The following is a 23,992-nucleotide window of genomic DNA, read 5'->3' as shown; positions in this document are numbered from 1 at the left end:
GGACTGCGCAATCTCAATTATATGGAAGATATGGATATCTACGCTTGTTTTTGACCTCTTGTGTCGTTGTACGATGGCAGCGGCGGAGTAAAAGTAGCTCAACTCGCACATTGATCGGATGACCACATAATTGAGCGAGGTTGCGCAATTTCAGGTGGACTTTCCTGCTAGCAAGATTGCGTCAAATGTAATCCCGAAAAGGAGATTGTTCCATGAAGAAAATTATGCTTGCGCTCGGTCTTACGGGTTCGCTTTTCACAATAACCGGCGCCCAAGCGGCAAAATTTATTGTCACCAGCACGGAGACAACAGTCGATGGGAAGCTAACTCAAGCGCAATTCGCAAATAGCTTCGGCTGCACAGGTGGGAACATTTCACCACAGATTTCATGGAAGAATGCCCCGAAGGGAACCAAGAGTTTTGCCATTTCCATGTATGACCCCGATGCGCCGACCGGTTCCGGCTTGTGGCATTGGGTCGTCATCAATATTCCGGCTTCCGTATCCGAACTTCCACAGGGTGTCGGATCGCAAGCCGGTAGGATGCCGGAGGGTGTGTTGACAACCAACAATGACGCCGGAGCAGCGGGATTTCTCGGGGCATGCCCGCCAGAAGGTCAGACGCACCGTTATGTCATCACGGTCAAGGCGCTAAGTGTCGAGAAACTTGATCTGCCAGCAAATACCTCTGGCGCGATCGTTGGTTTCATGACAAACGCTAAGAAGCTCGGCGAAGCGACAATAACATTTAAAGCGAGACGTTAACGTAGTCTGCAACCACTTCAGTCGATTCCGAAAGATCTATGTACAGGCTGGTGTTGGCGCACAGCCGCTGGGATGATTTAACGCGTGGCAGTGCGCTTAAGACGGCTGACCATTGATCGGCCGATCACCTGTCATAATGGACAACGGCAAGAAAGCTCTGACATCGCCAAACGAGACTTGGTTGGCTCATTCGGGCGAGGCCATTGCGGTGCCGCAAGCGTCAGATGAAGCTCCCAGAAGCGTTATCTTCTCCTTCTGTTCGCGCCTTGAGGCACATCGAACCCAAGAACCTGTTATATTCAAAACCTGATATAACGTGTATCCAGTGCTATCGATTTCGACGCTACCCTCATCAAGAAATCGCCAAAGCGATATCCAACGGGAAAGCCGCATAGCGGATCGCCCCGGGCCGTCCCGGATTTTTGTGCCAAGCGTTTGAGATTGCCGTCTAGCTATATGCGGCGCACGCCACAGTTCCTAAGCTCCGCGGATGGCGTTTCAGCTGTGAGCCGTTGGTCGTCAGGCTGAATTGGGGTCTGAGTAGCAACGGAACAGAAAACCTACATAAGGATTTCACGGCTCGTCGTCCGGATCGGCGGCGTTGGGATCGCGTAGCGGCCTAAGTTCGCCTCGCGCGACGAATTCCGGAAGCGTGAAGGCATATCGGCCGAGCATGTTGATGTGGCGGAAACTGAGCGGCGACAGGCGCGCGACATCCTCTGGCCTGACCTCGTAGCCTTCGGAGGCGAGCTGGTTGAGGGCGGCGTCCATGTAGATCGTATTCCAGAGCACGACAAGATTGACGACCAGGCCGAGCGCGCCGAGCTGATCTTCCTGGCCTTCCCGATAACGCTGGCGTAACTCGCCTCGCTTTCCGTGAAAGATGACGCGGGCGAGCTGGTGGCGACCTTCACCGCGATTGAGTTGGACGAGGATACGGCATCTGTAATTTTCATCATCGATGAAGCGCAAGAGATAGAGGGTCTTGATCAGCCGACCGAGTTCCTGCAAGGCGCGAGCGAGACGTGTTGGCCGGTCGTTGGTCTGAAGGGTGCTGGTCAGACCGGCAGCCTGAACGACGGCGAGTTTGAGAGAGCCGGCAAGCCGGAGAAGATCGTCCCAATGGTCGATAATCAGCTTCATGTTGATCCTGTTCGACGCGATGTCGTCGAGGATGCCGTAATCAGCCTTCGCATCGACACGCCAGAATCGTGCGCCGCCGACATCCGCGATGCGGGGCTGAACTGGTATCCGAGCAGATAGAATATGCCAAAGATCGTATCGGTATATCCAGCCGTGTCCGTCATGATCTCGGTCGGCTGTAATTCGGTCTCCTGCTCCAGAACAACGGCGAGCAGGTTGAGGCTGTCGCGCAGGGTGCCGGGAACGGTCATGGCATTGAGGCCGATGAACTGATCGGAGGCGAGATTGTACCAGGTGACCCCGCGCTCCTGCCCAAAATACCGAGGATTGGGGCCGGAATGAATGGTGCGGACCGGAACGACGAAGCGCAACCCATCGGCAGACGCCACTTCGCCGCCGCCCCATTTTCGTGCCAGAGGGATTGCGTTTTGTGTCGAAACGAGGGCGGCATTGGCAGCGGTCAGCGTTTCGGCGCGCAGGAAGTTCTGCTTCACCCAGCTCAGCCGCGCGCGTCGATCGCCGCACGCAGTGCGGTCAGGCTTGGCGGCTCCTCGATCTTTTCCAGACGCTCAAGCGACAGTCCTGACCTTCCGCCATGTTGACGATGGTGACGGCCGGGTTCATCGGAATACGTTCGGCAGTTTCCCGATAGGCCAGATCAAGCCGGCTCGACAAACGCCGAAGCTCTTCATCTGCGACGGTGGAAACCCCGACGGTGCGGCAAACTGTTGGGCGAGCCGCCTCCCATGCCGGACCTGAAAGCAATCCCTTCCGAGGATCGGCATAGCGAAGTGAACGCACCGGAAAGATATCGCGCCGGCGGATGGCGCGACGAAGCCCGTCGAGAACGCAGAGCTTATATCCGGTGAGATCGACCGCCCCGTCAGGGGTCCTCAATTGAGGGAGCCAAATCTTCGGCGCAAAGGCGGTCGGCGGTGGACCGGCGCGCTTGTGTCCGGACTGGACGACACGGAGATAGTCAATCGCCTCCAGCAACGGGCGACCGGCGGGGGCCGCACCGAGATCGAGGCCGTCAAGCAGGCCCGGTGTATAGGCGATTTTGCGGTTGTTCTTCCTGAGTTCGGTAAAGTAAGTGTCGTCGTGCGGTTCCACGAGGGTGCCGACACGCTCGACGGCTGCACCGAGCGTCTGCTCATCGATCAGGTCGAAGATAGCAGTGCGCACGGCGTCATCGGGCGTCTCGGGATCGAGAATGACGATTGCCGCGTCCCGCAGCTTCAGCGCTGCAGCATCGAGATCGCGCAGAGACCTCAAGCGAGCCAGTTTGGTGGCTGAAGCTGCCTCCGACACCATCGATGTCGTGACTGCATCCAACAGGTCGATGACATCATCTCCGGCCGAAGCCTCAAGAGTCGAAGGCCAGTAGAGTCGCAGCGCGGCGATCGTCCGGCAATCGGGAAACAGCTTGCGGTGACTCTGCCGGGTGGCAAGCGGTCGATAGATGGCAATCCGTTGGCGAGCCCGCGGATCTCCTCAAGCCGGCCGACAGCACGGCTGATCTCACGGCCACTTTGAATGTAGGGGCAATCACGCAGCCGGTCGAGCGGGCTTTGTCGTTCGCCGTCCGGAACCGCTACCAGACTGTCGAGGCGTATGCGCTGTTCCGGTGTTATCGTCCCAATCAGCAATTTATGGAGGCGGTTGGTTCCCGTACGCGCACTCTCGCCACCGCCCTTTCCAACACTGACTTGCCAGGCAGAAGGACCTTGGCTTCCAGCAGCCATGCTACAGCCCGTTCGAAGAGAGCGGAGGGTCAATCGGATCCCGTCCAGCACAGGGCATACAGAAAACGATTGAGCCGAAACGCAACACCGTAGTCGGTGTAGGTCCGGTAGCCATAGTGTTGCCGAATGCGCGGAGTATGTCGCCACCGTCCTTCGCTGCGGGCATAATCGATAATCAACTTCTCGGGTTCGGCAATGGCAAGCTGGCGAGCGGTGTAGCGGTGGGCCGAACGGGAACGTCTTCCGGCTTTTCCAGAAAGACACCGAGCATGCGCAGCGAGCCAAGCTGGACAGCAACGCCCAGGCGATTGTGATCACCACGATGCAAGGCGACGAATGCGCGGTCTACGTCGTCGAGGTGGAAATAGCGGGCTAACTGGTCTGGCGTCAGTTCGCTTGGAAAGCGGCCATATTCTCGCGCCTGGTTGTCGCTCAGGAAATCAACCGGCAAGGTCGTCAGGCCTTCGCTGCGGTATCGCGCTTCATCGAGCGACGGGCGAGCAATTCGTTGGCCCGTTCACGTGGCTTTCCCCTCGCATCGACATAGGCATAGAGTGTCGACAAGGAGATGCCGAGTTCGGCGGCGACATCGCGGGCGGCCGCCGGCCCTGCGACGGGCGCGTGCGGCCGCTAGACCTGCAATCGCGCTCGAATTCGGCCAATGTCGCGAAGATGCCGAAGACAAGACGGCCGGTCGTCGTGGTCGTATCCATGTCTCCGGTCAGTACCTTGAGGCCGACCCCACGCTGTTGCAGGTCGTTCATTAGGCCGACGACATGGGGAAGCGATCTTCCGATGCGATCGAGTTTCCATACGACGAGCGCATCACCCGCCCGCGCAATCTCTAGTGCCTTTGCAAGGCCGGGACGGTCGGTAGCCCGACCTGAGCACACGTCATCGTAGATCTTCTCGCACCCAGCTTTCTCCAGGCCGTCGCGCTGAAGATCGAGATTCTGCTCGCCGGTCGAAACCCGCATCTAGCCTATCAGCATCGGTAGCCCCCTATTTCATATAAACTTAGACGGCAGGGAGTTTATCGCCTATAGGTTTCTGCACGGCTATTTATGAAATTTGGCTGCTTTTCCGAATTGTTGGTGATCCGTTCCGTAGCGTTCCATCAAACCGGGGTTTGATGGGAGGTTTTGGATCACTTTCCCGAGGCGCCGTGCGCTCCGCCTCGGACCGGATTCGTGAGTCTCGGAATTGTCTGCACTTGAGCGGTTGGATGAGGCTCGACCCAAATCACCCTGGGCTCGCGCTGATGAGTCCGCGCATATTTTGCCGCGCCTTGGAGCGCCGTTGACTGGTCGAGAACGACATGGACCGGCATCGACTTGACATATTTGCTTAGGCGTCCCTTTTCCGTGAAGGTTCGCATTAACGTTCCGTCGTTCAGCTTTTTGAGAATGGCCGGCGCTATACCTCCTGCTAGGTAGACGCCGCCTGTCGCACAGGTTGTCAGAGCCAGGTTTCCCGCAGCCGCGCCAAGGGCCGCGACGAACATATCGAGGGCGCGCTCACAGAGCGCACTTTGCCCTTCCATAGCCACACGCGAGATTACAGGGTTCGGGTCGTCAGCCCGCATGATCTCGTCCGCCAGCCAGACGGGCTCGCCCATCCCCCGAACATCGCGCAGGAAACGAAAGATAAGGGTCAGGCCCTGTCCGCTGACCACGGTTTCGACGCTAACGCGGCCTCCGTGCCTCCTCCTGAGATAACGGGTAAGGTCTTCCTCGTCATCATCGCGAGGCGTAAAGTCCACGTGTCCCCCTTCCGATGGTTGTGGAGCATATTGGTCACACTGCAGGGTCAGGAACCCGGTACCAAGGCCGGTTCCTACCGCGATCACGCACGTCGTACCGACTTCGGCGGGTTCTCCTGCGTTTAATGTACTGAGCTGTGCAGACGAAAGCGCCGAAAGCCCGTGGCCCGTCGCTTCGATGTCGTTGGTCAAAAGAACCGTCTCGATACCAAGGCTTTTGGACAAGTCGCGCCTGTCTAGCACCCAGTCGAGATTCGCCATAGTCATGCGGTCGGGGTTGCTGGGGCCGGGTGCGCCGAAACAGGCGATGTCCGCGCGATCAACGCCGAGAAAGCGCTGTGCCACGTCGTTTAGGCTGCCGAAATCCCTGACTGCATATCGATCAGTTCGTACGAGGCGTGCCGCAGCGCCGTCGAACTCATAGAGTCCGAGCAACGCCTTCGTGCCACCAATGTCGCCCGCAAGAATCCGCATCACTGATCCGCAGAATTGCGGTTGGAGCATTAGAGAAGCGCGCATCCATAGGAGATAGGTTGTCGGGGCGAAGCTCGGTCAGGACGCCGTAAAGTTCCGGCCTGCGGCCCCTGAGCCAGCGTTGACCAGTACATTTGTCGAGCAGCTCAAGATCTAGTTCGGCCGTGACGATCGCATCCTCTGCCACCCAGGTCTCGGCAATGATGCGACCATAGGGATCAAGAATCATCGCGTTTCCGGTCCGAATCTCGTCTTCGTCCTGGCCGACGCCGTTAGTGAAGATCAGGAACATGCCGTTGTCGTGAGCGCGCGAGGGCAGCCAGCGCATGAACCACTCGCGGCCGCTCGGGCCACGAAACTCAGCCTCTATCGCGGCAGGGTCTTCGTGGCGCCGGGTCCATTTCTCGACCGGGATACGCTTCATTCCGTGCGGGCTAACCGACTGGCCGCCGCCCGCTTGGTGCGGGGCGATCAGCAATTCGGCCCCATCAGGGCGGTCGCGCGGGCATTCTCGATCAGGTTGTTGTCCCAGCAGATTAGGATGCCAACACGAATGCCCCACGGCGTGTCGAAGACAGTATAGCGGTTCCCGCTAGAGAACAGGCGATGCTCCCAAGCGTGAAGCTTTCTGTGGCAATGGACTTGCCCGTCGGGCATGCAGACGGCGTAGGAGTTGTAGAACTTCCCGCCTTCACTCTCGACAAAGCCCACCCCAATGGCGATGCCTCTGTCGCTTGCCAGCGCTGCAACGTGCGACATCGACGGGCCGGAGAGCGGTTCGGCCAGCGCGTCGAGCCCAGTCTTGTCGAGCTTCGGCACGTGCCAATAGCCGGTAAGCACATCTCCGGAAAGGCGACGAACTGGCTGCCCGCCTTAACGGCCATATCCGTGAAATCGGTGATGCGCGATAGGTTGTAAGCCTTGTCACCTGCGCGGTGCTGGAACTGGATCGAAGAAACCTTGAGCGACATGCACAACCTCCTGACTGCTGCGAATTACAGACTTGATCCGTCACACCCATTCAGTAAAGTGAAATTGTCGACACCATTAATGCGAGTTAGGAATGGAACTGAAACTGCTCCGTGCCTTCGTGCAAGTCGCTAAAGCCGGTCATTACGGAATTGCCGCGTCGCGGCTCAACATGACCCAGTCGACAATATCAAAGCAAATTCTAGCGCTTGAGCATCAAGTCGGCGGCAGTCTCGTCGAGCGCGGCCGTCACGGTGCCAAGCTGACGCCGCTGGGCAGCTTGCTCTTGAAGGAGGCCGGCCGGTTGCTGAAGCTGAGCGATGAGATCTGTGGCAAGCTTGCCCGCGCGAAGTCCGGCCTTGCCGGGCATCTCGATATAGGCTTCGGCATCTCCATGTTGGAACTCGTGCCGCGACTTGTTGCTGCGTTTCGCGCAGAGGTGCCCGATTGTGAGATCACGTTGAACGACATGCCGACGAGCGAGCAACATCGGCGTCTCAGGGATGGCACGCTGGATCTCGGCTTCTGTCGAGCGCCTTTGGGCGATGATCTGTCCTTCCAACCGGTTCTGGAAGAGAGGTTGGCACTTGTCGTGCCGCACGGCACGACGATGCCTCCATTAGATCAACTCTCCAATCTGAACGGGCTGGGCTTCGTTGCACTAATACCTGAACGCGGATCCGGGCTTGCCGCGCAGATGGCCGATGGTGCCGCGCGGCACGTTTCGAGCCACGCACGGTCCGGTATGCCGACGACATCCTGACGGTCCACGCCGTTGCTGCCGGACTAGGCGTGGCTTTCCTCCCCTTGACCGGAGTGTCCGCGTTGGGCGGCAGCACCGACAACCACCCGCTTCAAGACGAGGCGGCCTCCTGGCCCGTTGGAATCTGCTGGCGACGGGAGGGCGTAAACCCGCTCCTCATGAGGTTTACCGATTTTGCGGCAGGTCGACGCAGTTCTGACAGGTAGCCTGACGCTTATGTAGGTTTTCTGTTCCGTTACTACTCACACCCGAATTCGTTGAGTCTGCTGCTAGGTGACGCTATAAGTTGCGGATGAGATGCATGGATGCTCTTGGGGGCCAAAGGCTCACCGCCGACCAGCCGTAGCTTGCGCACGCCTTTCCACGGAAAACCGAGAACAGAGCCAGTCCAGTTCCTCGCGTCAGCAAATGCCTTTTTGGCAGGAAGTCACATTTTTTGCCATGCAGTAAGTGAAGCGGAAATCACAACAATCGGTAACAAAGACGTGCAGATAAGTAACGTTCGGCCGTGTGCATGGACCATCATCTTCATTGCGCCAAGTATTGGTATGGAATGAACATGCATATACATATACATATACATATACATATACATATACATATACATATACATATACATATGCATGTTCTTTTCTTAAAGAGAGCTCAGACAAGCAAGCCGGACGGACGCAATGTCGGCGAGAACGGATAGCGCTAGCGTGGACGCATCTTTTGCCGGTCCAAATAGTCCGATGGGGGCCTTTATACGCTCGATATCAGCCTTACTGATGCCGAGATGCATAAGCTCGTGCATGCGTCTTCGATGAGTTCGGGAACTTCCCAGTGCCCCAATATAGAACGCCTCAGAATCCAGGGCCGTACGCAGGAGCGACATCTCGGCATCAACGTCGTGATGCAGCAGTACAACAGCTGTGAACGGATCTATGAGCGGTACGACATCAACGCCGTCACGCCCGGTGCCGGCCGTTATGATATCGAAACCTGAAACTTCAGCCAGGCGCACGACGGCTCGGACCTCGATGGCTCGACCAGATATGACCACGCGTGTTCGAGGATGATAGGAGCGAATAAACGATCCGTCAGACCAAGACGCACGTTCGGGTGCCTCAATCACGGAGAGCGTCTGATCCGAAGGGGAATAAGCGAGCCCGGCTGATTTTCTGATTCCGAGGCACTCGATTACGTGCTCCAACGCCGTGGCGCTGCGCAGCAGATGGATCGCCACGCTGATCCCTCCGCCGCAGGGTAACACAACATCGAAGAATGGCGATCCATCACCAAACTTGACCATGCGATCGCAGCCCTCCGCCATGGTCAGCAGCGCCTCCGTCGCTACAGCTGCCTCGACACAACCGCCCGAAACATATCCACAGAAGCGCCCGTCTTCGGCCACGGCCATATGCGCGCCGAGCGCGCGCGCGGCCCCTCCCCGGATTTCGACGAGCGTCGCTAAAGCAACCTTGCCTATCACAAACGCTTCCGCTGCAAATCTGAGGATTTCGTTGGGGGTGTCGGTATCAAGAGCCTGAACAGGTGTCGGAATAATAAGCTCAACAACATTGTTCATACACTTTTCCTGATCTGCGTCGCCAGTTGCACGCTTCGGGATGACCGCCAGCCAAGTGGATCTTCCATCGATCTTCCAGGGTGCGAGATCAAAGCTGGTCGACAAAGCCACAGGCGCTATTCGACACGGCTGCGGCCAGCCACATATAGTCGCGACCTTCCAAGACCTGTCACACTCCTATGGGCGCCCTTGATCGTACACTGCTCGGCAGACCTCGGCCACGTCCTAAAGACACCTCGAAATTGAACATCCTGCCAGCCTTGATCTTCTGCTCACTCAAGACGCGGCCCCGCCGTGCGGGAGCCAGTGTATCGAAAAGAGGGTTCCGCCACGTTGCAGCGAATAACGTTGTGGGCCTCAGGCGGCATATGTGATTCACCCTATGAGGCAACATTCGATCAATGAACGGTCGCCAGATAGGAAATCAGAGCGGCGCGTATATTCGCATCCTTGACACTGATAGCCATCAACGTGCCTGGTACCAGCGCTTTTGGGTTGGTAAGAAACTGGTCGAGAGTCGCGGCATCCCAGGTAATGGTGGCGTTCGCAAGTGCCTGCGAGTATCGTGCACCACTCGCAGACCCGGCACGCCTGCCGAGGACCCCCGCTAGGTTAGGACCTATCCCTGTCTTGCCTGCTTCGACCGCATGGCATCCGCCGCATCGCGCGCGAAATTGGCGCTGCCCCTCGGCCGAAAGATCCTGGGCTGAAGCTCTTGACGTCGCAGGCCCGAGTATGACGACGGCCGCAAGCATTGTTATTCCAAGTGAGTACATAGCGTTGTCTTTTCGTGTCTTCTAGAGATCGATGTCAGCTCGCGAGTTGATCGCGGATCGGTAGCTGTCGAATTCGTTTGCTCGTTGCTAGGAATACGGCGTTGAGAAGCGCCGGGGCAATCGGCGGGACTCCAGGTTCTCCTACACCACCGAGTGGGGTTGAGTAGTCCGGATCTGGGAGAAGGTGAACGTGGATCTCGCGCGGGGCGGCGTCGATCCGCGTCACCTCATAGGTGTCGAAGTTCGATTGCTCGACGCGACCATCTTTGAAGCTGATCTCACCAGTGGTCGCGAGGCTTACACCTTGAACAACTGCACCCTCGAGCTGAGAACGAATTCGTTCGGGATTGATCTGCGGGCCGCAATCGATCGCGATATCCACGCGAGGGATTGTAAGAATTCCGTTGGCATCGACGGAAACCTCTATTGCCGCGGCCGTATAGGTCAGGAAGCTGTAGTGGCCTGCAATGCCAAGGCCACGTCCCTGCGGGAGTTGGCGGCCCCATCCGATCTGTTCAGCCGCCGTCTCGATGACGCGTCTCAGACGACCTGTATCCAGCTGGTACACTGCGGGGTCTTCACCGTAGTTCCACTTATCTGAAACTGATCGCGGATCGATGCGACGCGACGGGCCGATAAGTTCCAGCAGATAATCCTTATGATCGCGGTCGGCTGCTGCCGCGAGCTCGGCGACGAACGACTGGATCGCGAACGCATGGGGGATGTTAGAAACCGACCGGAACCAGCCCACACGTGTATGCGCTTCGGCCTCCGGATTCTCGATCCGCAAATTGGGTATGGCAAAGGGTGTATTTACGAGGCCAAGGCCAAGCTCAATAGCCGACTCGTGTTTCGGATCTGGCGCGAAAATTGCCAGAAGCGACGGTGCGGCACTGCGATGCAGCCAGGCGATTGGCTTGCCTGCAGCATCCAGTCCGGCTTCGAGCCGTTCAACAGAGACAGTTCCAACGAACCCATTCTGGAGATCATCCTCGCGGGTCCAAGTCACCTTGACAGGCGTGCCGCCCATGGCCTGAGAGAGAAGTGCTGCCTCCACCGCGAAGTCTACCTTTGATTTGCGGCCAAAGCCACCGCCAAGCAGCGTCACATTTGCCGTAACGTCCTCCAGCTTCAATCCAAGACGCTTCGATACCCTGCTGCGGACCGCCTCCGGAGACTGAGCGCAGGCCCAAATCTCCACCTTACCGTTCACAATCCGCGCAGCCGCCGCCGGGGGCTCCATTGGGGCCTGCGCAAGGTGTGGGATGTAGTATTCGGCCTCGACTCGGCGCGCGGCCCGGCTCATTCCCGCATCAACGTCTCCCTCGTTGCGAACGGCCAGTGCCGGCTGGCGCACGCGTTCCTCTAGAAGAGCCTTGTAAGTGTCGGAGGAATAGATTGCATTTGGCCCGTCGTTCCAAGTGATCTTGAGCGCCTCGCGCCCTTTTATCGCAGCCCACGTGCTTTTTGCCACGACGGCGATGCCGCCTAGGGGCTGATATTCAGTTGGGATCGGCATCGTGTCGACCGTCACGACCTTGACAACGCCCGGCACCTTCAGCGTGTCAGTATCGTCGTAGCTGGTGACAGAACCGCCATAAACAGGCGGCCTAGCAATGACGGCGTATAGCATCTCGTCGAGGCGAGTATCAATCCCATACCGAGCCTGACCGGTTGTCATGTCATACCGATCGATCACACCGATCTCGCCACGGCCGATGTAGCGGAACTCCGATGGCTGCTTCAGCCGTAAGCGCTCGGCAGATGGCACCGAGAGAGCCCCCGCTGCTTGAGCTAGCGCGCCATAGCCCAGTCGCCTTCCGGAGGCTTGGTGTACGACTTCATGGTTGATGGCTTTGACCGCAGATGCTGGTACCTTCCACTGGGCAGCGGCCGCCTGTTCGAGCATGGCGCGCGCGGCGGCTCCACATCTGCGGAATGCCGCAAAGTGATGGCGCATGCTTCGCGAGCCATCGGTGTCCTGATTTCCGAAATGCGCCTCGTCGCCGTGCGCCTGCTCGACGCGTACCCGCGCCCAATCGGCGTCAAGTTCATCGGCGATGACCATTGTAAGGCTGGTGCGAATACCTTGCCCCATTTCCGAGCGATGACAGAGGACTGTCACGATCCCATCCTGATCGATCGCGACGAAGATCCGAGGGTCGTCCCGAAGCCCGTGAGGCATACCCTCTCCGGCATACTTGGTCTCTTCTGCCTGCGCGGTCGGCAAGCCCATCGCGAGAACGAGGCTACCGGCGCCAATGCCCGATAGAAAGTTGCGGCGGCTGACGTTGGTGATTGCGTTGGCACCAGTGCGAGTCTCGGTCATGGTGCCACCCCGTTCTGCGCTGCCTGTTTGATCGCTGCTCGAATGCGAGGGTACGTTCCGCACCGACAGATATTCCCGCTCATCTGAGCGTCGATATCGTCGTCGGTCGGCTTAGGATTGGCCTGCAAAAGAGCAGCCGCCTGCATGATCTGCCCACTCTGACAGTAGCCGCATTGCATGACGTTCAGTTCGCGCCAGGCCACCTGTACGGGGTGCGATCCATCAGGCGACAGGCCCTCGATCGTCGTGATCGTGCGACCCTCAGCAGCGGAAATCGGGGTTTGGCAGGCACGGACCGCATCGCCGTCAACGTGAATCGTGCAAGCTCCACACAATGCTTGGCCACAACCGAACTTCGTGCCAGTCAGTCCCAACTCATCTCGGAGATACCAGAGCAAGGGTGTGTCGGGATCACCATCGAAGGTGTAGTCTCTGTCATTGATTTTGAAAGTGGTCATGCATGAGCTCCGGTTCATCAAGCTAAAGCTGAGCCTCCCTCCTAGAAGGTCCCGCGGCTTGTTGCGTGACACTTGCTGTTCGTGCCGAGACGTTGCTGGCACTGCAGTCGGTGTACATTTTTATCGTGCCTCAAAACGTATTTTACGATTAGGTACGTATTTCCGAAGACGGTGATGAATGAAATGCAGCAATCAGCTCGCGGGTATGGCCCCCTACCCGCGCAAGACTCCGCCCGCAGCCTCTATGGCATCCGGCGTGTCGACATCGATGATGGCCCCGTCGCCAATCTCAATATCGGCGACGGGAAAGCCCGAACTCCGTATGAGTTCACGCGCGCCCTTGTCCCCCGTCAGTTTTTTCAAGTCCGCGTAGAGCGCGCGGGGAAAAATGACCGGATTGCCCGGCCTATCTCCTGCGGCGGCGCGAACGATGGATCGGGCCTCGCAACAGCTAAAAGCGGCAATGAGCGCGTCGAGATCGGACACGGTCACTGCAGGCATGTCGGCAAGCATGATCATGATGCCGTCAGGCTGATCGGCCTCGGCGGCCGCAACGCCGAGGACAAGTGAGCTCGCCATGCCAGAGGAAAATTCAGCGTTGTACACGAGCTTGACGGGTAAGTCCGTGATTGCCGCCCCGATCTCGGCGTACCGGTAGCCGGTGACGGCGATGACGGAATGGCTCTGGCAACTGCTAGCGACGACCACCGAGCGGTGGATCAGCGGCATTCCATCAAATTCGGCAAGCAACTTATGGGCACTGCCCATCCGGCTCGATTGTCCCGCCGCCAGAATTACGATGGCGACCGACAAAACCTGTTTCGGCAGATCATCTATAGGCCAAGCAAAATTTGTAGTTTCAGAATTTTGCCCAACCATCGCCGCTTTAAGCCTGTTTCGCCGTTGAATGCCTACGCCACCTTGACCGCCATTTGGCGAGCCGGGGATGCGATTGGCCGGGAAAAGGTTTTGGGCGCTGCAACCGTTGTGCTCGTGTCGGATCCGATGTTGAACTGTCCTAGAAGGTCGAACAACTGCTCTGCTTCCCGGGCAAGGCTATGGGCGGCCGCAGTGGTTTCTTCGACCATTGCCGCATTCTGCTGCGTGCCCTGATCCATCGTATTGACGGCAACGTTGATCTCCTTGAGGCCCGTGGCCTGCTCCCGCGATGCTTCGACAATGGCACCGACATTGCCGTCTACCTGGACTACCTGGGTTACAATCGTTTGGAGAGCCTTGCCGGTCTTGTCGACCGACTCGACGCCGCTTCGCACATGTTCACCCGAAGCGTTGATCAGTTCTTTGATCTCTTTTGCAGCTTTCGCTGATCTCTGTGCAAGCTCTCGGACTTCTTGTGCGACGACGGCGAAACCTTTTCCGGCCTCGCCGGCGCGGGCCGCCTCGACGCCAGCATTAAGCGCCAAGAGATTCGTCTGGAACGCAATTTCGTCGATGACGCCGATGATGTTGGCAATCTCTCCCGCCGATTTTTCGATCTTCCCCATAGCATCCACAGCCTGCCCCACGACATTGCCGGAATGCTCGGCATTCTCTTTCGTCCGCCGGACCAACTCTCCGGCCTCTTGAGCGCGATGGCTGGAATCATTGACCGTGGTGGTAATTTCCTCCAAAGCTGCCGCAGTCTCCTCCACCGAAGCCGCCTGCTGCTCGGTCCGCTTGGAAAGATCGTTTGAGGCGGACTGGATCTGCTGGGATGCGGCGGCAATGGCGCTGGCGTTTTGGGAGACCGTCTGCAAGGTCGAACGGAGTTTCGAAGATGCCCCGTTGAAGTCCACCCGTAGCTGTTCGAGGGTAGGCAGGAACGGATCGGCAATCGTCTGCGTCAGATCCCCAGCCGACAGCGCCTGGAGGGCAATTGCGAGTTGTTCAACGTTCTCCACACGCTGCGTGACGTCGGTGGCATACTTGACAACCTTGAAGACTTTGCCGTTGATATCGAAGATCGGGTTGTAGGAAGCTTGGATGAATACTCTTTTGCCCGCCTTGCTATTCCTAGAGAATTCGCCGGCGACAAACTCACCCTGAGCAAGCTGAGCCCAGAACCGACGGTAGTCCTCGCTGTTCGCGTAGCTCAGGTCGCAGAACATGGAATGATGCTTGCCCTGGATCTCGGAAAGCTGATAACCGAGAGCCTGAAGGAAATTCTCGTTGGCGGTGAGGATATTGCCTTCGAGCGTGAATTCGATAACAGCCTGCGCCCGAGAAATCGCGTCTATTTTGCCGCTGTTCTCCGCGGCCTGTTCCTCAAGCTGGCGCCGTTTGCGGGCATTTTCCTGGAACGTCACCACGGTCGCGGCCATGGTCCCGATCTCGTCACGGCGATGTTGTCCGTAGACAGCCACATCCAGATTGCCGCCAGCGAGGGCGCCCATTGCGCCCGTGATCGAGTTTAGCGGTCGGACCACTCCCACAATTATGGTCCAGATCGAAAATGCGGCCGCCGCCGCGCCCAAAACGAACAACGCCGTCATGACTATCGCCAACTGACCCTGAAGTGCCTTACCTTTATCGAGGCTGTGTTGAGCGAAGGTAATATGCAGGTCTATCAGCCTCGAGATCTGAGCACCAAGCGGATCGATGGCCGGATAGAGCTTTCCATCCGCAAAAGTGGCGAGTCCTTGCAGGTCATTGCTTGCCAGCAAAGCCTGCAATTCCGCGATGCCCTTATCGGCAACCTGGCGAGCCCTTTGGAATTCGTCGGCAATCGCCCTTTCCTCGCGGGTTAGCGATCCTGCAGTATATTCCTTCCACTCGGTGTCAATCAGGTCCAGGGCTTGAACGACAGCTTTTCTACCTTCGGCGGCCGTGAGCACCCCCGACCGCACTTTATGCGTCGTGTCGACAATGTCCACGGCGTAGCTGTCAGCGACATGCTTCAAGGCCTCCATTGGACGAACATCGTCAGAAACGATGGAATCTGCAATCTCCTCTTCTTTACCGGAAACGTAGACAGAAAAAACCGATATAAAAAACATCAACCCGATGAGCGCCGACGTGGCAGCGAGGAGTTTTATTTTGATTGTCATATCTTTTGTCTCTCATTGTCGATCTAGTGGGGCGTCGATGCTCGTTGGTTTCTTGGCGCTGCCGTGATGGGACATTGCCGCCAAATCCGGAAAAGTGCCGCCCTCGACGTTGCCGCCCAGAAGGCAAATCGTGATCAAGCCTGCATCTTGATCGTTCGTCGAACCGGCAGCCTGCTGGGCTTGGCTCGCTGCTCGATGCGCCAGAACCGGCGTCGCTTTGCTCATTTAACTAAACCGGCTTTGTTAGGCGCGCGCATTTCTCGAGGCTGCTGTTCAGGCCTCTGACTCCGTTTCATAGACAGTCAGGACTGACAATCGGCCATGCGCCGCTATGCGCAATCGCGCATGGAGCGCTTCCATATAGTTTGTAATGTGCAGCATATTGTTTCGGTGTTGTTCCAATCCCAAGTCTGTCCCGAAATTGCTGGCGGCCTGCGAAGCGCCGTTTGTATTCGCTGGTTCAAGGTGAGAGAGTGCGGTGGGGCCACGCATTGGAAACGCCTTTCGGGAGTAGTCGTTGTTGAAGATTCCGGCCGTTTCCGGCCGGAATCACGAGTCATGCGGCGTGCACCTCGTCTTCGAACCTCTCGAACATGTGGTCGAGGTTCAGAAAACAGACCATGCCGCGTTCGAGCGGGATGATGCCGTAGGAGAAAGCCGGATCGAAAGACGTTCCAAGATCCGGCACGGGTTGAATCTGGTCCGTCCGGATCGAGAGAATGTCGGAGACCTGATCGACCACAAGGCCGACGATATTTCTGTCGATTTCCGCAACGACGATCGCGGCGCGGCTGGTATCTATCGTACTCCGCACACCCAGGCGCGCGGCGAGATCGATGATCGGAATTACGGAACCGCGCAGGTTCATCACCCCGATGACATCAGCTGGCGAGTGGGGTAGCGGCGTCGCCGCTGCCCATCCCCGGATTTCCCGGATGGAGGTGGTCTTGATGCAGAACTGTTGGTCGCCAAGATGGAAGGCGATGATTTCCAGCGTCGTCGCCAGGGCCGAAGCAGTCGCAGTCATCAGAAGCTCTCCCACTCTTTCACCGCGACCGCCGCAGCGCCTTTGCCGCCGAAAGCGCGGGCGAGCTTGTTACCGAGAACGCGGGCCGGAGAGAGGACGGGCTTCGCCGTCTCGCTCGCGACATGCGGCCCGGAAGTTCCTTCCAGCTTGAAGCGAGCGACGAGGTCGCGGAGCTTGGCCGCTTCCTGGGCGAGGCTTGAAGCGGCGGCGGTCGATTCTTCCACCATTGCCGCATTCTGCTGTGTGCTCTGGTCCATCGAATTGACTGCCGTGTTGATTTCGGCAAGTCCTGTGGACTGCTCCCTAGCTGAGAGAGCGATCGAGTTCATGTGGCTGTTGATCTGCCCGATGAAGCCTCCGATGACATTCAGGGCCTCGCCGGTGTCGCGTACCAGCTTCACACCGCTTTCGACCTCGGTCGTGGAGTTCTGGATCAGGCCCTTGATCTCCTTGGCAGCCTGGGCCGAGCGCTGGGCGAGTTCGCGGACTTCCTGTGCAACGACCGCAAAGCCCTTACCAGCTTCGCCTGCTCGCGCTGCCTCGACGCCAGCATTCAGCGCCAGAAGGTTGGTCTGGAAGGCGATCTCGTCGATAACGCCGATGATGTTGGAGATCTGCTGCGAGCTTTCCTCGATGCGGCGCATCGCCTCTTCGGCGTGGGAAACCACCTCGGCGGATTTCGCCGCACTCTGGTTTGCCTGGGTTGCCACGGTGCGGGCCTCTTCCGTCAGCTTTGTCGAAGAGCCGACATTTGCGACGATCTGGTCGAGGGCGGCAGCGGTTTCCTCGAGCGCGGCGGCCTGCTGTTCGGTCCGCTTGGCGAGGTCCTGCGCGCCGGACGCGATCTCGCGGGTGCCGCTGTCCATCGTGCCGATGCTTTCGGCGATGGAGGAGAGCGCCGTTCCGAGTTGGCGGATCGACTGGTTGAAGTCCTGGCGCAGCGGCTCGAAGTCCGGCGCGAAAGCCTCATCGATTTGGAAGGCGAGGTCGCCGCCTGCAAGTCGCTTCAGGCCGGCCGCGAGGTTGTCGGAGGCAAAGCGCAGCTGTTCGGCCTCGCGCTCGTTGCGGCGCTGGACCTCGACGCGCTCCGCTTCCTGTGCGCTGCGGGACTGCGAGGCTTCCTGCTCCAGGCGTGCATTGGCGATGGCGTTCTGACGGAAGACCTCAACGGCTTCGGCCATGGCGCCGATTTCGTCCTGCCGGCCCGCGAAGGGGATGGCGCTTGCCGTATCGCCGGAAGCAAGATTGCGCATGGCAGCTGTGATTCGACTGATGGGATTAGCGATCCCGGCAACGGCGAAGGCGACGACGCTGAGGCCGACTGCAAGGGCGATACCACAGAGCACGTAGACGAGATTGAGGGCGTTCTCCAGAAGGCTCTGGATGTTGGCCCCGGACTCGGCAGCTCCCTCCTTGTTGATGCCGACGATGGTGTCGATCGATTCGGCGATTGCCGCGAAGCGCGGCGCCATCTCCTTGGCGATGATCTGTTTGGCCTCGTCGTCCTTCGCTGCTACCGAAGCGGCAACCATCTTGCCGCCCGCCTCGATGAGCTGGCCGGCCGTGTCCCTGATCTTCGGCAGCTCGGCCTTTTGCCTGACGTTCTTGTCCCCCAAAATTGCCTCATACTCTTCGATAGCCTTGAAGAAGCGGACCTTCTCGTCCGCAATCGCCTTGTCGGCCACATTCTGTTCCTCATCTGTGGTCGCGAGGACGTGGCGGTTGAAAGCCACACGCAGGTCGGAAAGAGCCGTATCTATTTCCTTCGAGCGCTCGATGCCCGGCATCCGGTTGTCGATAATCTCGTCGCTCTCAACGTCGATCCGGGACAGCGAGCTGATGGACACCCAGGAGATGATACCGGTTAAAAGGACCATCCCAGCGGCAGAGCCGATGAGGGACAGTTTTACACTTGGTCGTTTCATGACGAACACCTTTTTCGATTGTGGTGGAGAACCATACGGTTCCACCGAGGCTTCACGCCGCTCACTTGAAAGTCGTCATGGCTTCAAAGGTTGGAGGGGACAAATGTGATCCAGCGCGACTCATTCGGCGGGAGGGAGGTTTGGTGGCTTCTGATGTTGCGACGGTCGTCGCTCATGGACTTCGTGGCGAAAAGGATTGGCTCGCAAAAGGTTTCAGCAGCAGTGTGCCTGGGGTGGGCATGGACGACGCATCGAGCGAGAGTAATAGAGTAATGACGGTTTCATCGGGTTTTCCGGTGCTGGGCAGAAGGGTCTCACGCCTCCTGGACAAGACTTGGAGCAATCGAAGCGACCGGCGGAAACGCCGTCCGCGGCTGAGTAACGTTACTCAATGGTAAAGCTTAACAACACCTAAGCTTTGCTGCTTGGCGTGATCAAATATGCATAATACGGATACTGCTTCTAAAAATTGGATAAAGGTTGATTTGAAGGCTCTTGCCGCTCGCGTTTTCGTATCCGACGGTTTCTCCCATAGGTCGCCCGATAGGCAGAGGAAAAAACGACCGAAGTGAAACCGACGACGCACCGCGCGAAGGCGACCCGGTCAGGAGAGCTTTTGCTTCCTCGTTCCAATGGATGTCCGAAACCTGCCCGTACGGATCGACCACGCGATCGACTGTATGATCCACAATGCGGCGCGACGGTGTGCCATTCACAAACCGACATGCAGAAAGAGCTGGGTCGCTTGATCACTTTCTCAGAGAGCTGAACTAGTTTCGCGAAAATCGGGGCGAGGCAATGTCGAGGCCTCACCCGGATACTTTTCAGACAATGATCGGCTCCCGCCGTTGGATATCCCGCGTACTAATGCACGGAAACCGGGATTCGCAGCTGGCTGATGGCGTGCCAGCCGCTCGAGAATTTCCTCCAGAATGTATAAAAGAGATCAAGCCATTTGAGGACCGGCCACGAAACGCAGATTTACGCCGGGCCACGGAATCGGATCCGCATGCCCGTACATTATCACAAATACGTGTGCGTTCTTGCGCAAGACAACTTTAGTTTTAGATTCATCTGAGGCAAAAAAAGAAGAGGTCGCTCATGCGAGGCGTCGGCCGCCACAACCACAACTCGTCCGTTCCGGCTGTCGTGTCCCAAGCTGACGACACGAATTTCGGTTAGGTGCCGACGGGTCATAGGAACCGTCGGCACCTCTCGTGATTTAATTCTTAGTTCCGCCCAACGCTTTCATCTCACCTTCTTCTGTCGGCGTTCCACGACGGTGACGGAAAATAATGCAAAAAAGGAGCTAATTGATGAGATTTGCTAAAGTCCTGGCGCTCACACTTCCGATGTTGTTTGCGCTACCTGTTGCTCAAATCTTTGCACAGGACACACCGCGTCTTGAGGTCGTTGCAGCCCTTGACAAGCGCCCCGGGAATGTCGCCGTTTCCAGCACAGGAAGGATCTTCACCACTCTGCATCCGCTCGGAAAGCCGCAAGTGCAGTTGGTCGAAATCAAGGACGGGAAAGCCGTTGCGTATCCAAGCGCTGAACTACAGCGCGGCGACAAACAGCCATCCGACGCGACGTTCGACACGTTGCTCGGTCTCGTCTTCGATAAGAACGATCGGCTCTGGGTTATGGATATGGGGCTTGATCTTGGAAAGACCCGCGTCTGGGCGATCGACATTACTTCGGGGCAAGTCGTCGACAAGATAGAGGTGCCCCGCGACATTGCACCGCGTGGCTCGTTCATCCAAGATCTGACCATCGACGAGAAGAACGGCTGGATCTACCTCGCCGACATAGCCAATCCCGGTATTGTCGCGATCGATCTGAACACAAAGGAGGCGCGCCGCTTTGGTGGCCATCCCGCGTTGCAGTCCGAGAATGTTGACGTCGTCATCGATGGGAAAGTCACTTACTTTGGCGGCAAGCCGGCGCGCGTTGCGATCGATCCAATTACGCTGTCGAATGATCGCGAGACCCTGTTTTTCGGGGCCATGAACGGATCGACATGGTACAGGGTGCCTGCAGCGCTCTTTCGCGAACGAAAGGCAGACGCGGTTATTGGCGCCGCCATTCGTAAGGCCGGTCCCAAGCCGCTGAGCGACGGCGCGGTGACCGACGGACAAGGCAACCACTATTTCGGCGACCTGCAAAACCACGCGGTTGTCAAAGTTTCTGCAAACAGTCAAACCGCCGAAACGCTCATCGAGGATCCTCGCATTCTCTGGCCAGACAATATCGCGCTCGGTCCGGAAGACTGGATTTATGTCGTCGCCAACCATTTGGACACAACTCCAGCCTTCACCGGGGCCGCCGACGAAGGACATCCTCCGTTTTACATCTACCGCTTCAAGCACGACCACAACGAAGCAAGCTGACCCACGACGCTCGGTCCCCGACTAGTCCGCGCCCGCCCACCAGCCTAATCGTCCGCTAGGTCGAAGGTCCGCCGGTCGGCGGGTGTCATTTGCGGGGATGTGAGTTCAATCAGCGACTGCCGGAACTAAGGCTGTTGCTCCGGACTGAACATTTGACCTCGAGGCCGGTCTTACTGGCGGCGAATGGCATTGAAATGTCTATGATCACGCGATCGCTTTCCACGCTCTTGCAGAAATTTGCGAGCGTCGGATAGCGCCCTTAATTACCGGTCCCTTCGCGCTGTGTAACGATATCCGAAACCACCACGTTCGGTAGCGTGCGTGATCAATGTTTTCAGAATGACTGTTTACAGAGCGTTGGCGGGCGGCAATGAGCAATTAGACGATTAACGCAGGCCGTCTCTTCACTTGACCAAAATCGGATCAGATCGACTGGGGCAGGTACATCGCACTATCCAAAAATTCCACTGGATATCCAGCCGGCGCAACATTCAGTAGTTTCGCGCTTAACAGCGTCGATTCAGTTAACCCTAAATCAACAAAGCGACCCCAATTTCGGCGCATCAAGCAGAGTGTCAAACACTGACGGGTGCCGGTTCCTCGGTACGACAATTCAAACGAATGAAACGTTGAGCCCACGAAAGAGGCAATTTACCATGCCACTCCGAAATGGCACGCCTGCAAGAATGTCTATGGAGACTTCGCTCGCGTTTTCGTATGCACCGACAACCTGTTTATCTCACGTCCGCTAGAATGAATCGGGCGGTCTTCCATCGTTGTAGCCGGCCTGTCTTCTGCGCTTTGCAGGCAAGATGAGCCAAGTCGTTCGACAAATAAATGTAGGGGCCAATGCTGTCCCCCAGTCTTGGCATGATGCCTCTTCTTAGTTCAGAACAGGATACCGCTTATGCCCCGACTCCGACTGACCCAACATCAATGCGAGATATTCGTCTGGCTCTCCGTCTTCTTGATCCTCTTCTATCTTTCCTGGCACTTCCAGACGCATCAGGCGCTGGACGCATTTGCTGAAGCGCATGATGGCAATTTAGTCGAGAACCTCTTCGTCGCTGTGAACATCTCTGGATTCCTTTGCCTGATTTATTCTTTGCTGAGGATCAGAGAGCTTTCGAGCGAGATCAAGCGCAGGCAACAGGCCGAAAAGAATGTGGATTGGATTGCCTGCCACGACCCCTTGACCGAGCTGCCCAACCGCAGGTTTCTCGATTCCTTGTGCGCGCAGAAAACAAATAATCAAAGTGCACAAGAGGCGTATGCCGCGTTCAGCATCGATCTGGACGGCTTCAAAAAGATCAACGACCTCCTTGGTCACGATCATGGCGATGAAGTGCTGAGAGCTGTCGCTCAACGGCTTTCGTCCCTCTTTCCCCGCGAACATGTTTTCCGGCTTGGAGGAGATGAGTTTTTTGTCCTGGCGAAACGCAGTGGAAGTCCGGATCTCGCCACTTTAGGGGACCGTATAGTAACTGCCATCACCAAGCCGTTGACGGTCAACGGTATCGGCGTCGATATTGGTGCCAGCGTCGGCCTCGCACTTTATCCGGAAGACGGTGATAATCTCAAACAGGTCATCAGGCATTCGGACTGCGCGATGTATGTCGCGAAAAAGCAAGGGCGCAACCTGGTGAAGTCCTTTGTCTCTTCGATGCAGAACGAATTAGAGAAGCGGATCCGAGTGGAAGGGGACCTGAGGGCTGCGATAAACAAAGAGGAGATTGTTCCCTACTATCAACCCTTGGTGGACTTGAAGACGAACAGGATAATCGGCTTTGAAGCACTGGCGCGCTGGAAAACGGCGTCCGGCGACTTCATCCCCCCGAGCGAATTTATTCCGGTGGCGGAGGAAGCCGGCTTGATCGTCGATCTGACGGACCAACTGCTTCGCCGCGCCTGTACGGATGCACTCTCTTGGCCTTCTGACGTTATCCTGTCATTCAACCTTTCTCCCATCCAGCTGAGCGACCGGCTGCTGGGACTACGCATCCTCAAGATATTGGGCGATGTCGGGCTGCCAGCACACAGGATCGAGCTGGAAGTAACAGAGAGTGCCATCATACAAGATGTCATCACCGCCCGAAGCATCCTCGACGATTTGGTGAATGCAGGGGTCAAGATCGCTCTCGACGACTTTGGCACCGGATACTCCAGCCTCTCGCAACTTTCCAACTATCAATTCGACAAGATCAAGATCGACCGGAGTTTCGTTGCTTCGTTTGAGGACAACGAAAAGCAGGACAAGGTGGTCAAGGCTATCATTGCCCTCGGCGCTGGTCTCGGCGTGACGATAACAGCTGAAGGCATTGAGGAGGAGAGCCAGCTTCAGCGCCTCCAGGACCTGGGATGCGACATTGGTCAAGGTTATCTCCTTGGCAGACCAGCGCCTGCCGCGGAGCTCGCAGCAGATCGGACAAACAACACAATTCCGCAATACTACCGCTGATGGGTATCGAAGACAGAACCCAATGCTGGTTGGTCCGGGACTTGGAAGTGTGTGTCGAGCGGCATGGAAGCGGCCCGGCCGTCAAGTCTCTAAACCTGAAGAAGGTCGAGGCTGCGATGAAGCTCATCGAGGCGCAAACCCTTCATGCGGAAGCTGGCAGGCAATCTGGCCTCGGTCGTTCCACGGTCTATAGCGAAATGCGCCGATTGGGCAATATCCGCCCCTGATTAGTGCAACTTCGCTTTTCGAGCCCCTTACGGACCTTGCCTGCATAGCGGCAATCAAGGTGAGATTCAGCGTCAATCAGGATGAGACTCGCGCCGGGGTGTGACGGAGTGAGGGCGTAGCCCGATTGTAGTCATATCCCGGCGCGGCGCAGATTTTAGGCGTCTCAT

The 23,992-nt window shown here is 57.5% G+C and carries 17 protein-coding genes and 5 pseudogenes; 5 read left to right on the top strand and 17 right to left on the bottom strand.

Translation table 11 applies throughout. The features are described 5' to 3' along the window. Positions 1 to 212: 212 nt before the first annotated feature. Positions 213 to 764 carry a YbhB/YbcL family Raf kinase inhibitor-like protein gene (locus I3J13_RS22780; protein ID WP_236001107.1) on the top strand — a complete coding sequence of 184 codons (552 nt, stop codon included), beginning with the start codon at positions 213 to 215 and terminating at the stop codon, positions 762 to 764. Positions 765 to 1,337: 573 nt separating this feature from the next. Here the strand turns inward: I3J13_RS22780 and I3J13_RS26075 are convergent. The 7 genes and pseudogenes from I3J13_RS26075 to I3J13_RS25975 form a co-directional block, all read right to left on the bottom strand. Further along, positions 1,338 to 2,792 (bottom strand): annotated as a pseudogene (locus I3J13_RS26075) (transposase); the annotation flags it as partial. A gap of 757 nt (positions 2,793 to 3,549) precedes the next feature. Next, positions 3,550 to 3,831 (bottom strand): annotated as a pseudogene (locus I3J13_RS26110) (DUF4158 domain-containing protein). Beyond that, positions 3,828 to 4,103, bottom strand: coding sequence for a DUF4158 domain-containing protein (locus I3J13_RS26105; RefSeq protein ID WP_476774945.1), 276 nt, complete (start codon positions 4,101 to 4,103; stop codon positions 3,828 to 3,830). Before I3J13_RS26105 ends, I3J13_RS26110 begins: the two are co-directional and overlap by 4 nt. A 5-nt stretch (positions 4,104 to 4,108) precedes the next feature. After that, a pseudogene (locus I3J13_RS22770) lies at positions 4,109 to 4,629 on the bottom strand (recombinase family protein). A gap of 170 nt (positions 4,630 to 4,799) precedes the next feature. Continuing rightward, positions 4,800 to 5,888: a glucokinase gene (glk, locus tag I3J13_RS22765; protein ID WP_196380322.1), complete on the bottom strand. Its 1,089-nt coding sequence runs from the start codon at positions 5,886 to 5,888 to the stop codon at positions 4,800 to 4,802. Continuing rightward, complete coding sequence (locus I3J13_RS22760; protein WP_268884167.1) at positions 5,833 to 6,366, bottom strand: nitrilase-related carbon-nitrogen hydrolase; 534 nt, start codon at positions 6,364 to 6,366, stop codon at positions 5,833 to 5,835. Before I3J13_RS22760 ends, glk begins: the two co-directional genes overlap by 56 nt. Next, a complete protein-coding gene (locus I3J13_RS25975; RefSeq protein ID WP_338081655.1) occupies positions 6,360 to 6,707 on the bottom strand; it encodes a nitrilase-related carbon-nitrogen hydrolase in 348 nt (115 codons plus the stop codon). Before I3J13_RS25975 ends, I3J13_RS22760 begins: the two co-directional genes overlap by 7 nt. Positions 6,708 to 6,951: 244 nt before the next feature. On the opposite strand from I3J13_RS25975, the pseudogene I3J13_RS22755 reads away from it, so the two are divergent. Continuing rightward, positions 6,952 to 7,826, top strand: a pseudogene (locus I3J13_RS22755) (LysR family transcriptional regulator). 98 nt (positions 7,827 to 7,924) lie between these two features. Here I3J13_RS22755 and I3J13_RS25850 read toward each other — a convergent pair. From I3J13_RS25850 to I3J13_RS22710, 10 genes and pseudogenes are all read right to left on the bottom strand, one after another. Then, a pseudogene (locus tag I3J13_RS25850) lies at positions 7,925 to 8,111 on the bottom strand (4Fe-4S cluster-binding domain-containing protein); the annotation flags it as partial. 143 nt (positions 8,112 to 8,254) lie between these two features. After that, positions 8,255 to 9,187 (bottom strand): XdhC family protein, encoded by a 933-nt coding sequence (locus tag I3J13_RS22750; protein ID WP_196380321.1) that lies wholly within the window; start codon positions 9,185 to 9,187, stop codon positions 8,255 to 8,257. Positions 9,188 to 9,585: 398 nt separating this feature from the next. Then, the gene (locus tag I3J13_RS22745; RefSeq protein ID WP_236001101.1) at positions 9,586 to 9,942 is read right to left on the bottom strand and encodes a c-type cytochrome; all 357 of its coding nucleotides are present in this window, start codon (positions 9,940 to 9,942) and stop codon (positions 9,586 to 9,588) included. Between the two features lie 55 nt (positions 9,943 to 9,997). Continuing rightward, a complete protein-coding gene (locus I3J13_RS22740) occupies positions 9,998 to 12,292 on the bottom strand; it encodes a xanthine dehydrogenase family protein molybdopterin-binding subunit (protein ID WP_196380319.1) in 2,295 nt (764 codons plus the stop codon). Beyond that, entirely contained in the window at positions 12,289 to 12,750 is a 462-nt protein-coding gene (locus I3J13_RS22735) for a (2Fe-2S)-binding protein (RefSeq protein ID WP_196380318.1), read from the bottom strand. Before I3J13_RS22735 ends, I3J13_RS22740 begins: the two co-directional genes overlap by 4 nt. Positions 12,751 to 12,963: 213 nt before the next feature. Then, positions 12,964 to 13,563: a nucleotidyltransferase family protein gene (locus I3J13_RS22730; RefSeq protein ID WP_236001100.1), complete on the bottom strand. Its 600-nt coding sequence runs from the start codon at positions 13,561 to 13,563 to the stop codon at positions 12,964 to 12,966. A 98-nt stretch (positions 13,564 to 13,661) separates the two neighbouring features. Further along, positions 13,662 to 15,797 (bottom strand): methyl-accepting chemotaxis protein, encoded by a 2,136-nt coding sequence (locus I3J13_RS25995; protein ID WP_196380316.1) that lies wholly within the window; start codon positions 15,795 to 15,797, stop codon positions 13,662 to 13,664. A gap of 12 nt (positions 15,798 to 15,809) precedes the next feature. Beyond that, positions 15,810 to 16,022, bottom strand: a complete 213-nt coding sequence (locus I3J13_RS22720; RefSeq protein WP_196380315.1) for a hypothetical protein — start codon at positions 16,020 to 16,022, stop codon at positions 15,810 to 15,812. Between the two features lie 331 nt (positions 16,023 to 16,353). Continuing rightward, positions 16,354 to 16,824, bottom strand: coding sequence for a chemotaxis protein CheW (locus I3J13_RS22715; RefSeq protein ID WP_196380314.1), 471 nt, complete (start codon positions 16,822 to 16,824; stop codon positions 16,354 to 16,356). After that, complete coding sequence (locus tag I3J13_RS22710; protein WP_196380313.1) at positions 16,824 to 18,749, bottom strand: methyl-accepting chemotaxis protein; 1,926 nt, start codon at positions 18,747 to 18,749, stop codon at positions 16,824 to 16,826. The genes I3J13_RS22715 and I3J13_RS22710 overlap by 1 nt, the downstream gene beginning before the upstream one ends. A 1,316-nt stretch (positions 18,750 to 20,065) precedes the next feature. On the opposite strand from I3J13_RS22710, the gene I3J13_RS22705 reads away from it, so the two are divergent. From I3J13_RS22705 to I3J13_RS22695, 3 genes are all read left to right on the top strand, one after another. After that, the gene (locus I3J13_RS22705) at positions 20,066 to 21,139 is read left to right on the top strand and encodes an L-dopachrome tautomerase-related protein (protein ID WP_196380312.1); all 1,074 of its coding nucleotides are present in this window, start codon (positions 20,066 to 20,068) and stop codon (positions 21,137 to 21,139) included. A gap of 907 nt (positions 21,140 to 22,046) precedes the next feature. Beyond that, positions 22,047 to 23,597: a putative bifunctional diguanylate cyclase/phosphodiesterase gene (locus I3J13_RS22700; protein ID WP_196380311.1), complete on the top strand. Its 1,551-nt coding sequence runs from the start codon at positions 22,047 to 22,049 to the stop codon at positions 23,595 to 23,597. Continuing rightward, entirely contained in the window at positions 23,597 to 23,824 is a 228-nt protein-coding gene (locus I3J13_RS22695) for a hypothetical protein (RefSeq protein WP_196380310.1), read from the top strand. Before I3J13_RS22700 ends, I3J13_RS22695 begins: the two co-directional genes overlap by 1 nt. Positions 23,825 to 23,992: the final 168 nt, after the last annotated feature.

The sequence above is a fragment of the Agrobacterium leguminum genome, from assembly GCF_015704895.1.
In the GTDB taxonomy this organism is placed as follows: Bacteria; Pseudomonadota; Alphaproteobacteria; order Rhizobiales; family Rhizobiaceae; genus Agrobacterium; species Agrobacterium leguminum.
This window is presented reverse-complemented; position numbering and strand designations above follow the sequence as displayed.

Bases quoted from the DNA above. Each gene is read 5' to 3' on its own strand.
- I3J13_RS22780 (WP_236001107.1), top strand. From the start codon at position 213: ATGAAGAAAATTATGCTTGCGCTCGGTCTTACGGGTTCGCTTTTCACA.
- glk (WP_196380322.1), bottom strand. From the start codon at position 5,888: ATGCGGATTCTTGCGGGCGACATTGGTGGCACGAAGGCGTTGCTCGGA.
- I3J13_RS22750 (WP_196380321.1), bottom strand. From the start codon at position 9,187: ATGAACAATGTTGTTGAGCTTATTATTCCGACACCTGTTCAGGCTCTT.
- I3J13_RS22745 (WP_236001101.1), bottom strand. From the start codon at position 9,942: ATGCTTGCGGCCGTCGTCATACTCGGGCCTGCGACGTCAAGAGCTTCA.
- I3J13_RS22740 (WP_196380319.1), bottom strand. From the start codon at position 12,292: ATGACCGAGACTCGCACTGGTGCCAACGCAATCACCAACGTCAGCCGC.
- I3J13_RS22735 (WP_196380318.1), bottom strand. From the start codon at position 12,750: ATGACCACTTTCAAAATCAATGACAGAGACTACACCTTCGATGGTGAT.
- I3J13_RS25995 (WP_196380316.1), bottom strand. From the start codon at position 15,797: ATGACAATCAAAATAAAACTCCTCGCTGCCACGTCGGCGCTCATCGGG.
- I3J13_RS22720 (WP_196380315.1), bottom strand. From the start codon at position 16,022: ATGAGCAAAGCGACGCCGGTTCTGGCGCATCGAGCAGCGAGCCAAGCC.
- I3J13_RS22715 (WP_196380314.1), bottom strand. From the start codon at position 16,824: ATGACTGCGACTGCTTCGGCCCTGGCGACGACGCTGGAAATCATCGCC.
- I3J13_RS22710 (WP_196380313.1), bottom strand. From the start codon at position 18,749: ATGAAACGACCAAGTGTAAAACTGTCCCTCATCGGCTCTGCCGCTGGG.
- I3J13_RS22705 (WP_196380312.1), top strand. From the start codon at position 20,066: ATGAGATTTGCTAAAGTCCTGGCGCTCACACTTCCGATGTTGTTTGCG.
- I3J13_RS22700 (WP_196380311.1), top strand. From the start codon at position 22,047: ATGCCCCGACTCCGACTGACCCAACATCAATGCGAGATATTCGTCTGG.
- I3J13_RS22695 (WP_196380310.1), top strand. From the start codon at position 23,597: ATGGGTATCGAAGACAGAACCCAATGCTGGTTGGTCCGGGACTTGGAA.